The sequence below is a fragment of the Bradyrhizobium sp. HKCCYLS3070 genome (genome assembly GCF_051167575.1).
Lineage (GTDB): Bacteria > Pseudomonadota > Alphaproteobacteria > Rhizobiales > Xanthobacteraceae > Bradyrhizobium.
This window is the reverse complement of the sequence record NZ_JBNPTI010000006.1, coordinates 83,197-95,898: the sequence shown is the minus strand read 5'-3', so window position 1 is coordinate 95,898 and position 12,702 is coordinate 83,197. Positions and strand designations below refer to the sequence as shown.

At 65.8% G+C, this 12,702-nt stretch carries 11 protein-coding genes; 7 read left to right on the top strand and 4 right to left on the bottom strand.

Annotated elements, in window-relative coordinates; all coding sequences use genetic code 11:
• From ACQR03_RS20350 to ACQR03_RS20340, 3 genes are all read right to left on the bottom strand, one after another.
• The gene (locus ACQR03_RS20350; protein ID WP_316166149.1) at positions 1 to 798 is read right to left on the bottom strand and encodes an enoyl-CoA hydratase/isomerase family protein; all 798 of its coding nucleotides are present in this window, start codon (positions 796 to 798) and stop codon (positions 1 to 3) included.
• Complete coding sequence (locus tag ACQR03_RS20345) at positions 798 to 1,991, bottom strand: pyridoxal-phosphate-dependent aminotransferase family protein (RefSeq protein WP_434841805.1); 1,194 nt, start codon at positions 1,989 to 1,991, stop codon at positions 798 to 800. The genes ACQR03_RS20350 and ACQR03_RS20345 overlap by 1 nt, the downstream gene beginning before the upstream one ends.
• A 208-nt stretch (positions 1,992 to 2,199) precedes the next feature.
• Positions 2,200 to 3,405 (bottom strand): pyridoxal-phosphate-dependent aminotransferase family protein, encoded by a 1,206-nt coding sequence (locus ACQR03_RS20340; RefSeq protein ID WP_434841804.1) that lies wholly within the window; start codon positions 3,403 to 3,405, stop codon positions 2,200 to 2,202.
• Positions 3,406 to 3,532: 127 nt separating this feature from the next.
• Here ACQR03_RS20340 and ACQR03_RS20335 point away from each other — a divergent pair, with 127 nt between their 5' ends.
• The 5 genes from ACQR03_RS20335 to ACQR03_RS20315 all read left to right on the top strand — a co-directional run bounded on the left by ACQR03_RS20335 (position 3,533) and on the right by ACQR03_RS20315 (position 9,619).
• Positions 3,533 to 4,291 (top strand): GntR family transcriptional regulator, encoded by a 759-nt coding sequence (locus ACQR03_RS20335; protein WP_315753548.1) that lies wholly within the window; start codon positions 3,533 to 3,535, stop codon positions 4,289 to 4,291.
• 113 nt (positions 4,292 to 4,404) lie between these two features.
• The gene (locus tag ACQR03_RS20330) at positions 4,405 to 7,362 is read left to right on the top strand and encodes an FAD-binding and (Fe-S)-binding domain-containing protein (RefSeq protein WP_434841803.1); all 2,958 of its coding nucleotides are present in this window, start codon (positions 4,405 to 4,407) and stop codon (positions 7,360 to 7,362) included.
• A 167-nt stretch (positions 7,363 to 7,529) separates the two neighbouring features.
• Positions 7,530 to 7,958, top strand: coding sequence for a GlcG/HbpS family heme-binding protein (locus ACQR03_RS20325; protein ID WP_434841802.1), 429 nt, complete (start codon positions 7,530 to 7,532; stop codon positions 7,956 to 7,958).
• A 206-nt stretch (positions 7,959 to 8,164) separates the two neighbouring features.
• Complete coding sequence (locus ACQR03_RS20320; RefSeq protein WP_434841801.1) at positions 8,165 to 9,169, top strand: SDR family oxidoreductase; 1,005 nt, start codon at positions 8,165 to 8,167, stop codon at positions 9,167 to 9,169.
• Between the two features lie 87 nt (positions 9,170 to 9,256).
• Positions 9,257 to 9,619: a VOC family protein gene (locus tag ACQR03_RS20315; protein WP_316174093.1), complete on the top strand. Its 363-nt coding sequence runs from the start codon at positions 9,257 to 9,259 to the stop codon at positions 9,617 to 9,619.
• A 1-nt stretch (position 9,620) separates the two neighbouring features.
• Here the strand turns inward: ACQR03_RS20315 and ACQR03_RS20310 are convergent, their stop codons facing one another.
• Positions 9,621 to 10,445, bottom strand: a complete 825-nt coding sequence (locus tag ACQR03_RS20310) for a GNAT family N-acetyltransferase (RefSeq protein ID WP_434841800.1) — start codon at positions 10,443 to 10,445, stop codon at positions 9,621 to 9,623.
• A 211-nt stretch (positions 10,446 to 10,656) separates the two neighbouring features.
• Between ACQR03_RS20310 and ACQR03_RS20305 the strand changes: the two genes are divergently transcribed.
• Positions 10,657 to 11,142 (top strand): hypothetical protein, encoded by a 486-nt coding sequence (locus tag ACQR03_RS20305; protein WP_315753536.1) that lies wholly within the window; start codon positions 10,657 to 10,659, stop codon positions 11,140 to 11,142.
• Positions 11,143 to 11,287: 145 nt separating this feature from the next.
• Positions 11,288 to 12,397: a DUF418 domain-containing protein gene (locus ACQR03_RS20300; protein ID WP_315825119.1), complete on the top strand. Its 1,110-nt coding sequence runs from the start codon at positions 11,288 to 11,290 to the stop codon at positions 12,395 to 12,397.
• Positions 12,398 to 12,702 lie beyond the last annotated feature (305 nt).

Genomic DNA, 12,702 nt, shown 5'->3' with positions numbered 1-12,702 from the left:
CTACTTGCCTTTCCAGTTCGGCGTCCGCTTGTTGAGGAACGCCTCCATGCCCTCGCGGAAATCCTCACTCATATAGGCGCGCAGGATCAAATCCTCGCCCTCGTCCCGCGACAGAGTCCGGCGAATGCGGCGCACCGCCTCCTTGGTCACCTCGAGGGTGATCGGCGCGTGCGAGGCGATGAGCCTCGCGGTCTCCAGCGCGCGTGTCTGCAGCGTCTCGACGTCAGGCACGATCTCGTTGAGCAGACCGAGCGCGAGCGCCTCCGGCGCCTCGACCAACCGTGCCTTGAAGATCAGATCCTTGGTGCGCGCCGGTCCGATCAAGGAGACCACGCGCGAGATGTTCGACATCGACAGGCAGTTGCCGAGCGTGCGCGCGATCGGAAAACCGATACGTGTCGTCTCGGTGCCGATGCGAATGTCGCAGCAGGCGGCAATGCCGGCGCCGCCGCCGGTGCAGGCGCCCGCAATCGCCGCAATCACCGGCACACGGCACAGCTCCAGCGTGCCGAGCACGCGGTCGATCCGCGCCTCGTAGTCGAGCGCATCCTGCGCGGTCTTGAAGGCGCGGAACTGGGAAATGTCGGTGCCGGAAGCGAAAGCCTTGTCGCCCGCGCCGGTCAGGATCAGCGCCTTGATCGACCGATCGGCGTTGATGGCCTCGCAGATCGAGGCCATCCGGTCGTACATCGCGAAGGTCATCGCGTTGCGCGCCTGCGGCCGGTTGAAGGTGATCTTGGCGATGCCGTCGTCGACGGCATAGATCAGATCGTCGGAGCCGGTCACAGGCGCGGTCATCAGGCCACCTTCGGAATTGGCGCCGCCTCGCGCGCCTTCAGGACGTCCATTGCCGCGAGCACGCCACCGGCGCGATGCGGCACATTGGCGAGCGCAAGGCCCATCTCGACGCCGGCGAGCGTCCCCATCAGCATCAGGTCGTTGAAATGACCGATGTGGCCGATACGGAACACCTTGCCCTTGATCTTGTTGAGGCCGGTGCCGAGCGACATGTCGAAGTTTTCCAGCACGGTCTTGCGGAACTGATCGGCGTCATGGCCTTCGGGCATGACCACGCCGGTCAGCGCCGGCGAATGCGCCTGCGGATCGGCGCATTGCGTGTCGAGGCCCCACGCCTTCACGGCGGCGCGCGTCGCAAGGCTGTGGCGGCGGTGGCGGGCGAACACGTTCTCGTGCCCCTCCTCCTCCAGCATCTTCAGCGCCTCGTTGAGGCCCATCAGCAGATTGCAGGCCGGCGTGTACGGGAAGGTGCCGAGCTTGTTGAAGGTGATGATCTCCTGCCAGTCCCAGTAGGAGCGCATGCCGGGATTGGCCTTGGCGGCGGCGAGCGCCTTCTCCGAGACGGCGTTGAAGCCGAGGCCCGGCGGCAGCATCAGGCCCTTCTGCGAGCCCGCGACGGAGACGTCGATGCCCCAGGCGTCGTGCTCATACTCCATCGAGCCGAGGCCGGAGATGGTGTCGACCATCAGGAGTGCCGGGTGGCCGGACCGGTCGAGCGCCTTGCGCACCTCGAGCGGCGGCGTCAGGCAGCCGGTCGAGGTCTCGTTGTGCACGACGCAGACGGCCTTGATCTTGTGCGCCTTGTCGTCGACCAGACGCTGCTCGATCGCCGCGATGTCGGCGCCATGACGCCAGTCGCCGGGGATGAAGTCGACGTCGAGCTTGAACTTGTCGGCGATGCCCCGCCACAGCACAGCGAACTGGCCGGTCTCAACCATCAGCACCCTGTCGCCGGGCGCGAGCGAGTTGACGATCGCGGCTTCCCACGCGCCGGTGCCCGACGACGGATAGATGATCACCGGCTGCTTGGTGCGGAAGATGCGCTGGCTGGCCGCCAGCACGGCGAAGCCGAGCTCGGCGAACTCGGGGCCGCGGTGGTCCAGCGTCGGCATGTCCATCGCGCGCAGCACGCGGTCGGGCACGTTGGTCGGCCCCGGAATCTGAAGAAAATGCCGTCCCGTGTGCACAGTCATTGGCGTCCATCCCCGGTCATTTGGTTGGTGCGCGGACGTGGCATGCCACGCGCTGGCCGCGCTTTTCTCCCGCCGGACCGCTGGCGTCAACAAAGAAGACGCAAGCGCCGATCGCTTCGGGCCGACATCCCTCAGATGCACACAAACCCCCTTCTTCTGTGCAGTGCGGCATAGCGGGACGCCCCAGCTTGCTGCACGCGGTTTGGCCTCATTTCACCGCCGCAAGCTGGCGCGGCGCATTGCCCTGCGATGGCTCATCCAGCAGCACCATCGCGGCATCGACGCCGCCCGCGCGATGCGGCACGCCGGCCGCACGCAGCCCCATCTCGACCCCGCTCAGCGCCGCCATCAGGCTCAGCGCATTGCACTCGCCGAGATGGCCGATGCGGAACACCTTGCCCGCGACCTTGGACAGGCCCGAGCCGAGCGACATGTTGTAATTGTCGAGCACGACCCGGCGGAACTGATCGGCGTCGTGGCCCGGCGGCATCAGCACGGCGGTCAGCACCGGGGAAAAATCCTTCGGCTCCTGGCACAGCACCTCGAGACCCCAATGCTCGACCGCGGCGCGGGTCGCGGCCGCAAGCCGCTGGTGGCGCGCGAACACCTGGTCGAGTCCCTCCTCGAGCAGCATGGCAATCGCTTCGCGCAGGCCATAGAGCAGGTTCGTCGCCGGGGTATAGGGGAAGAAGCCGTTCGCGTTCAGCTTCAGCATGTCCTCCCAATCCCAGAACGAGCGCGGCATCTTGTTGGCCTTGGCAACAAGGCGCGCCTTGTCCGAGACGGCGTTGAAGCCGAGCCCCGGCGGCAGCATGAAGCCCTTCTGCGAGCAGGACACGGCGACATCGACCTTCCACTCGTCGAAGCGGAAGTCGGCCGAGGCGAGACCGGAGATGGTGTCGACCATCAGCAGCGCAGGATGCTTGGCGCGGTCCATCGCGGCGCGCACCTCACCGATCCGGCTGGTCGCGCCGGTCGAGGTTTCGTTGTGCACGACCATCACCGCCTTGAGCCGATGACCGGCGTCGGCAACCAACGCCTCCTCGATGACGGCAGGGTCGACGCCACGGCGCCAGTCGCCGGGAATGAAGTCGACCTCGATTCCCCACCGCGCCGCCATCTGCCGCCACAGCGTGGCGAAGTGGCCGGTCTCGACCATCAGCACCTTGTCGCCCGGCGACAACGTGTTGACGATGGCAGCCTCCCATGCGCCGGTGCCCGAGGACGGATAGATGATCACCGGGCTCGTGGTCTTGAAGATCGCCTGCGAGCCGCCGAGCACGGCCTTGCCGAGTTCGGCGAACTCGGCGCTGCGGTGATCGATCACCGGCATATCCATCGCCCGCAGCACCCGCTCGGGCACCGGACTCGGGCCCGGAATATGCAAGAAATGACGGCCTTGGGGACGGGTCACGACAGAGCTCCGGGCGACGACGGCATTCTGGCACCCATGATTGCATTCAATTCTTCAGCGTGCAAGAGCTTAAGCGCATGCACGTACGAGGTCGACCACATCTGTAACTACCGCTACAATGCGTAAGATGAATTCCACGATTCCCGATATCGAGACGCCACCCTTGGCCGGGCCAAGCGGTCGATCCGTGCCTGCGCGGGACGAGACCTCGCTGCATGACGAGATCCTGGCGCGGCTGCGCGACTACATCGTCGAGGGCCATGTCGCCGACGGCGGACGCCTGTCCGAGCGCCAGCTCTGCGAAATGCTGGGGGTGTCCCGCACCCCCTTGCGCGAAGCGCTCAAGGTGCTCGCAGCCGAGGGGCTGGTCGAGCTGCTGCCCAATCGCGGCGCCCGGGTGCGCCCGCTCAGCGCCGCCGACATCCACGAATTGTTCGACCTGATGGGAGGCCTGGAAGGCCTCGCCGGACGCCTCGCCTGCGAGAAGATTTCAGATGAAGCGATCGCGGAAATCGAGCAGTTTCATCATGATATGTACGGATTCTACATGCGGCAGGACATGCAGGGCTATTTCCGCATGAACCAGTTGATCCACCGGGCGATCGTCGACGCCGCCGCCAACGCCACCCTTCATGCGACCTATGAGAGCCTGGCGGGCCGCATCCGCCGGGTGCGCTTCTCGGCCAATTTCGCCCGCAAGCGCGAACGCTGGAGCGAGGCCATGCGCGAGCATGAGCTGATCCTCGATGCCCTGCGCCGGCGCGCCGGAAGCGAGCTGTCCGACATCCTGTTCCAGCATCTGCGCAACAAGGGCGCGGCTGCGATCGCGTACTTCGCCGAGAGCCAGCCGCCGCTGGCGGCAGCCAAGCCAGACAAGGTCGAATAACGCCGGGGATTGCGCAAATTTGCATGCAATCAGATTGACGCATTTGCGGAAATGAATGACACCGGGCGGAACAGCGCCCGCCGGACGACAGCCGGGCCCCACCAGGGATCACCATGCCGAACGCCAAAGCCGGTCCGTCCAGGCTCGAACAGAAGCTCCGCGCCGAGATGACAGGCGACGTCTTCTTCGACCGCTTCAACCGCGGCCGCTACGCCACAGACGCCTCGTTCTACCAAGTCATTCCGGCGGGCGTGGTCGTGCCGCGCACGATGGACGAGGCGCTGCGTGCGCTCGCCATCGCCCGCGACGACGGCCGCATCGTCACGCCCCGCGGCGGCGGCACCTCGCAATGCGGCCAGACGGTCAACGAGGGGATCGTCGTCGACTTCTCCAAGCACCTGAACCGCATCGTCTCGCTCGATGTCGAGGGGCGGACCTGCGTGGTCGAGCCGGGCATCGTGCTCGACGACCTCAATCGCCAGCTCAAGAAGCACGGCCTTTGGTTTCCGGTCGACGTCTCCACGGCGTCCCGCGCCACGATCGGCGGCATGGCCGGCAACAATTCCTGCGGCGGCCGCTCGCTGCGCTACGGCACGATGCGCGACAACACCATCGCCATCGACGCCGCGCTGGCCGACGGCACGCTGGCGCATTTCGGCGAGGTGGCGCGAGACCTTCGTGACGTCAGCGCGCCGGACAGCGCGCGCAGGTTGTTTCGCGACATGCTGGCGCTGGGCGAGCGCGAGGCCGCGGAGATCGCCGACAGGTTTCCCAAGGTGCAGCGCCGCGTCGGCGGCTACAATCTCGACGCACTGACGCCGCGCAACGCCGCCAACAACCTGGCCCATCTGCTGGTCGGCTCCGAGGGCACGCTGGCCTTCTCCACCCGGATCGAGCTCAAGCTGTGGCCGCTGATCCGCACCAAGGTGCTCGGCGTCTGTCATTTCGGCAGCTTCTATCAGGCGATGGATGCGGCCCAGCATCTGGTCAAGCTGAAGCCGATCGCGGTCGAGCTGGTCGACCGCACCATGATCGGGCTGGGCCGCGACATCGCGATGTTCCAGCCGGTGATCGCGGCGGCCGTGCGCGGCGATCCCGACGCGATCCTGGTGGTCGAGTTCGCGGAGGAGACGAAGGACGAGAACCTCGCCAAGCTGAAGCAGCTCTCCGAGCTGATGGGTGATCTCGGCTTCTCCTGGAGCAACGAGATCTGCAAATGGGGCGGCGTCGTCGAGATATCAGACCCTGCGCTGCAGACCGCCGTCGCCGACTTCCGCGCCGCCGGCCTCAACGTGATGATGTCGATGAAGGAGGCCGGCAAGCCGGTGTCGTTCGTCGAGGACTGCGCCGTGCCGCTGCCCCACCTCGCCGACTACACCGCGCGGCTCAACGAGGTGTTCGCCAGGCACGGCACGCGCGGCACGATGTACGCGCACGCCTCCGAGGGCTGCCTGCATGTGCGCCCGGTGCTGAACCTGAAGCTGGAGAAGGACGTCAAGGCGATGCGCGCCATCGCCGAGGAAGCTTTCGCCATGGTGCGCGAGTACAAGGGCTCGCATTCCGGCGAGCATGGCGATGGCATCGTGCGCTCAGAATTCCACGAGCAGATGTTCGGCAGCCGCATCGTCGCCGACTTCAAGGAGGTCAAGCAGCGCTTCGATCCGGCGAACGTGCTCAATCCTGGCCGCATCGTCGATCCACCCCGGATGGACGACCGCTCGCTGTTCCGCTATCCGCCGGACTACCGCATCGTCGACGACATCAAGCCGGTGCTCGACTGGTCGGCCTATCCGGGTGCCGCCGGCGGCTTCCAGGGCGCGGTCGAGATGTGCAACAACAACGGCGCCTGCCGCAAGCTCGACGGCGGCGTGATGTGCCCGTCCTATCGCGCCACCCGCGACGAGAAGGATGTCACGCGCGGCCGCGCCAATACCTTGCGGCTCGCGATCTCCGGCCAGCTCGGTCCCGGCGCGCTGTCGTCCGACGAGATGATGGAGACCTTGAAGCTCTGCGTCTCCTGCAAGGCCTGCCGCCGCGAGTGCCCGACCGGCGTTGACATGGCCAAGATGAAGATCGAGGTGCTGGCGGCACGGGCGAAGACGCATGGCCTCACGCTGCGCGACCGGCTCGTCGCCTATCTGCCGCGCTACGCCGATGTCGCCGCCCGCTTCGCGCCACTGGTGAACCTGCGCAATCATGTTGCGCCCCTGCGCGTGCTGACGGAGCGCGTTGCGGGCATCAGCGCCAAGCGCAAGCTGCCGGCCTTCCGCACCGACACCTTCCGCGTCGACGCCGACGCGTTCGGTCCGGCTGATGGCCCCGAGGTCGTGCTGTTCGGCGATACCTTCAACCGCGTCTATGAGCGCGAAAATCTCGACGCCGCGCTGCGCGTGCTGATCGCCGGCGGCTATCGCGTCTATCTTCCCAAGCCGGCCGATGGCGGCCGCGCCCTGTGCTGCGGCCGGACCTTCCTCTCCGCCGGCCTCGTCGACGAGGCCAAGTCCGAGCTGCAGCGCCTGGTCGAGACCTACGCGCCGTTCGCCTCGCGCGGCGTGCCGATCATTGGCCTCGAGCCAAGCTGTCTGCTGACGCTGCGCGACGAACTGCTGTCGCTGCGCAACGACGCCACCGCGAAAACAATCAGCGCACACGCGCTGCTGCTGGAAGAGTTTCTGGCGCGCGAGGCGGAGAGCGGCCGGCTGGCGCTGCCGCTCGCCCCCCTGCCCGGTAAGGCCTTGTTGCACGGCCATTGCCATCAGAAATCCTTCGCCGCCTTCAAGCCTGTCGAGCAGGTGCTGCGACTCATTCCGGAGCTCACGGTCGAGACCATCGAATCCTCCTGCTGCGGCATGGCCGGCGCGTTCGGCTATGGCGCGGAGACCTACGAGGTCTCGCTGCAGATGGCGGAGGCGTCGCTGCTGCCCGCCGTGCGCAACGCCGACGCCGCAACGTTCATCGTTGCCGACGGCACCTCCTGCCGCCACCAGATCCAGGACGGCGCCGCCCGCGGTGCCGTTCACGCCGCGCAGCTCCTGGCGATGAGCCTGGAGCGGGCGCAAGCATCAACGTAGGTCACGAGAGACCGGACGCCGCGGAGCGCGACCTCAATGTTCGTCATTGCGAGGAGCGAAGCGACGAAGCAATCCAGACCTTTTCTTACGTCCTGGATTGCTTCGCTTCGCTCGCAATGACGGATGATAGAGCCGACTTTTCATCACAAATCGCAAAGGACACGGACATGACCGATCTCAAGCTCGACGCCGCTCGCAAGATTCTGGATGCCACGCTCGCGAAGGGCATCGAGAAGAAGCTCAAGCCGCTCGCCGTGATGGTGCTCGACGCCCGCGGCTGCCTGAAGGCGGCCGCCGCCCAGGACGGCACCAGCCTGATGCGGGCCGAGGTCGCGCATGGCAAGGCTTATGGCGCGCTGGCGCTCGGCCTCGGCTCCCGCGCCCTGTTCCAGCGCGCCCAGGAGCAGGCCTATTTCATCGACGCCGTGAACACGCTGGCCCAGGGCCGCATGGTCCCGGTGCCCGGCGGCGTGCTGATCATGGACGGCACGACGCTCGTCGGCGCCGTCGGCGTCTCCGGCGACAGCTCCGACAATGACGAGATCTGCGCCGTCGCCGGTATCGAGGCCGCCGGCCTCAAGGCCAATCCAGGCTGAGCTCCGGTCGCACCTGCAAAGCTCAGCGAGCTTTTCCGTCCCACAATGTCGAGGGGGCTGGCCGCCCTCTCGGAGCCTGATCGATCATGCGTCGAATTCCACGGCTCAGATCGCGGCTGACGGAGAATTCATTCGGCCGGCTTGACCGGCCCGAAACATTGCCGGCTGCTGCACGTTTGTATGACGGGGCGCGTGGAGAACCGGACATGCCTCGCAGACGAACTCGCACCATCATCATCACTGGCGCCTCCGCCGGCGTCGGCCGTGCCATCGCGAACCGCTTCGGCGAGGCCGGCGATCGCATCGGCCTGATCGCGCGCGATGAGCATGCGCTGCGCGACGTCCAGCGCGAGCTACAGGCGCGGTTTGCCCATGCCGAATACGAGGCCGTCGATGTCGCCGATGCGCAGGCCCTGTTCGACGCTGCCGAGCGGCTCGAGCAGCGCCTGGGTCCGGTCGACATCTGGATCAATGACGCCATGGAAACGGTGTTCTCGACCGTGGCCGACATCACACCGGAGGAATTCCGCCGCGTCACCGAGGTGACCTATCTCGGTTTCGTGCACGGCACGATGGCGGCGCTGCGATCGATGCGCCGGCGCGGCGAAGGCCGCATCATCCAGATCGGTTCGGCGCTCGCCTATCGCGGCATTCCGCTACAGGCGGCCTATTGCGGCGCCAAACATGCGATCCGGGGCTTCACCGACTCGCTGCGGGCCGAGCTGATGCACGAGCGCTCAGGCATCACGCTCTGCATCGTCGATCTGCCCGCGGTGAACACACCGCAATTCGACTGGGCTCGCGCGCACCTTGCGCATACGCCACGGCCAATGGGCCGGCCGGTGGAGCCTGAGGTGATCGCTGACGCCGTCTATCGCGTTGCCGATGGCGGCTTCCGCGAATATTGGATCGGCTGGCCGACGCTGCTGACGATCCTCGGCAACGCCGTCGCCCCGGCCTTGCTCGACCGCTACCTCGCCTCCAAGGCGATCGCCGGGCAGCAGACCGACGTGCCGCTGGTGCCCGACCGCACCGACAATCTCGATCACCCGGTTACACGCCTGCACCGCACCCGCGGCTCGTTCAGCCGCGGCGCGGCCCTGCACGCGATGCTCGTGCCCGGGGATGTGGCCCGCGCCGCGACCGTCGCAATCGGGGCCGCTGTCTTCTTTGCGCTGGGAGCGACGCTGAGCCGGCGGGGGAGGCGCTAGGCCGCGCGTTGCAACGCGGTGCTTGCGTGACACCGGCGAGATGCGCTTCTCTGCTCCGCGCTATCCATTCCCATCCGGAGCGCCTGCATGACCATCGAAAGCATCAGCGCGATCACCATTGCCACCCACGATATGGCCCGCGCAGTCGCCTTCTATCGCGCGCTCGGCTTCGACGATATCCCATATGGCGGCGCCGACGGCCCGTTCACGACCTTCCGCATCGGCACTGGCTATCTCAACCTGATTGTCGTGCCCGAGGATAAGCAGTGGAGCTGGTGGGGCCGCATCATCTTCCATGTCTCGGACGTCGACGCCGTCTACGCCAAGGCGCTGGCTGCCGGCTTCTCGCCCTCCACCGCGCCGCGCGACGCCGAATGGGGCGAGCGCTACTTCCATCTCACCGATCCCGACGGTCACGAATTGAGCTTCGCGCGGCCGCTCGGCAAATGAGCTAGCCGAGTTCGAAAGTGGTGACGCCGAACAGCCGCTCGATGCGTAGTGGCGCGATCGGGCGGGTGTACATTCGCGCGGTCTCGAACACCGGCTTCAGCCCGAGACTCTCCGCCAGCGCCACCGCCTCCGGGTTGATCGCCGGCACATCGAGGAAGACCTCGGAGTCGCCGATCTCGCTCAGCAGCGCCGAGACGATGGCCTCGGCATCGGCCCGGCTGTGCGCGACCAGCGGACCGATCTTAGAGCCGGTGCGGCATGGCCGGATCACGCCCCAGGCGGCAAGCGCGCCATCGCGGATGACAGCGCGGCCGACATGGCCGGGGGCTCCGATCCAGGCCCGCAGGAACGCGCGGCGCGGCGCCGGAAACACAGCCGCATCGGAGGCCTCGATATCGGCCAGCGGCACGTCGCTCAGCGCAACGAAGTCCGATCGCGCAGCAGCCGGCAGCACCGTAGCGGCCTTCCCGCCGTAGCGGACATTGGCATAGGCATATCTGAAGCCGGACTTTCGATAATTGTCCTGCTGCGCGACGACACCGTCGAGGCCGACGACACGCGATCCCGCATGCGCCATCGCAGCCTGCCAGAGCCGCAGGCCGTAGCCATGCCCGCGCAGATCAGGACGTACGATGTAGAAGCCGAGAAACGCGAAGCGTTCGTCGTAGTTGACGCAGGACACCGTCGCGACCGGCACACCGTCACGTTCGGCGATGAGAAATCCCTGCGGATCGACCACGGAAAAGCACGCGGCATCGGACAGGCCGGGATTCCAGCCCTCGGCCGCCGCCCAGTCGATGGCCAGCGGAATCTCTTCCGGCCGCATCGGCCGGATGAGAAGGCCGTCGGTTGCAATTGGGCCACTTTGCATCATCTCACAACGCTAGCGCCAACTGCCGTCCTTCGCAGCAACAAAGATGCCCTTGGGCGGGAATATTGCGATCGTTGCGCACAACGCTGCGCAGGGCTAACGTTCATCTCCCATGATACGACGAAACGCACAAACCGATCGCATGCGCCCTCGGTGGCTGACATGGATGCTGCGTGGCCTCATGGCCAGTGCCGCATTGCTCGCGACGGGGTCAGCTTTCATCGCCATCTTCAATCCACCGGCCGCCGTTCTATTTCTTTCAATACTCACCTCGCCGCTGTTCATGAATACACGGCCACCTCCGATGTTCGAGAACGACGTTGCGGACTCCTGGCTCAAATCAGTGGAGAGCGGAAAACGGCTCACGGCCCACCTTCAGGCGGAATTCCCATCCGGAACACCAGCCGCGATGTTGACAGCAACGCTGCTGAAGCAAGGATTCGAACCGTTCCCGGATTGCGTCCGCGACGGACATATCGTGGTGCGGCTGGGAGAGATTCATGCACCATGCCGAACGTCCGAGACCGCCAATGTCCATTTCTATCGATGGGGCAATCCAGCCTGTGTGCAGACGATCGACGTGACCTGGAAGTCAGACGATGCAGGAGCGATCACAGAGGTGACAGCAAGCCATCATGACGCCTGCCTGTGAACGCGGAAGTCAGTCCATTCCCTGCTTATGAGTTCTCAGCCCTATGACTGCGACGATCGGATCAGCTAATCCGACGGGGCCTGCCTCTGGTGGCGACCGGCTGCCAGCCATCGACATCCTCCGGGGCCTCGCCCTCTTTGGCGTCATGGCCATCAACGTCGTATTTGAGTTCCGTATCTCGATCTTCCAGCAATTTCTGCCGACGCCGAGAGCGCACGAAGCGGGCACGACCTTCTTCGCCGGATCGTCATCACCGGAGACGGTCAAGCTTTTGTGGGCCATCGTCGGAGACTCGCCCTTCAATCGCGCCATCGAAGATGGTCTCGCGCGCGCCGTCTCCATGAAGGCGCTTGCCCTGTTCTCGCTGCTGTTCGGCATCGGGCTGGCCATGCAGTTCGACCGGATCGCTCCGGAGCGACGTATCCCCCTGCTGCTCCGGCGGCTGCTCGTCCTGCTCGCGATCGGCATTTTGCACCTGACGCTGCTGTGGAATGGTGACATCCTGACCGAATATGCGCTTGCCGGACTGCTCGTGCTGCCGTTCCTGTTCGCGCCAAGCTGGCTGGTGATCGCGAGCAGCCTCACCCTGCTCGGGCTGTACTTCACCAGCTGGCTTATTCCCGTGCTGCCGCTACTAAGCTCCTCCTGGATGATGCAGCATGTTGTCGATGCCAATCGCATCTATGCCAACGGCAACTTCTCGCAGATCCTGGTGTTCCGGCTGTCCGAAATCAGCGCCATCGCGCCGCTGCATTTGTGGATCTTTCCGCGCACGCTCGGACTTTTCCTCGCCGGCATCGTCATCTGGCGATCCGGCCTTCTGCGCGATATGCCGCATCACCGCGTCATGCTGCTGCTGACGGCCCTGGCCGCACTCGCTGTCACGATCGACGCCGGCGCATCGCTTGCGACTGTGAGCCTGGCGCTTGCCTATGGTGCGCTGATCCTTTCGGCTGCAAGCACCATCTGGGGCGCCCGCCTGCTCGGCTGGGCGGCTCTCGTCGGCCGGATGGCCTTCACCAACTATCTCATGCAGTCCGTCATCTTCGGCGTCGTGTTCTACGGCTATGGCCTCGGCCTGTTCGGCCGGCTCAGCGTCTCGCTCGCACTTGGCATCGGCGTGGTCGTCTATGTGCTCCAGGTGATCGCGAGCTGGTGCTGGCTGAGGCTGTTTCAGTTCGGCCCCATCGAATGGCTGTGGCGCAGCCTGATGTACAACAAGCTGCAGCCGATGCGGCTTCGGCCGCACTCCTGACACGACTTTGCCCGTCGGGTTACTATGTCGCACCCCGGTGGGTGTTGTCTTGTCGGGCAAATCAGCTGCACATTTCACGGCGTCGCGGCTTACGAGAGGGGCGCCTCGCGATCGTCACAAGCGTTGGGCCGGTGATGCGATGGCCGTCGCGGCATCAGGCGCGTTTGCGCAAGACGACTGGTGGCGTGGCGGACGGCGAAATCGTGTGGTCCTGACATCCCGACGCTGATGTCAACTCGCGACGAGGCTTTGCTTCGCGCGGGGATGGTGGCCAGAAAGCCCGGCGCACCAGGGAGATCACGTAT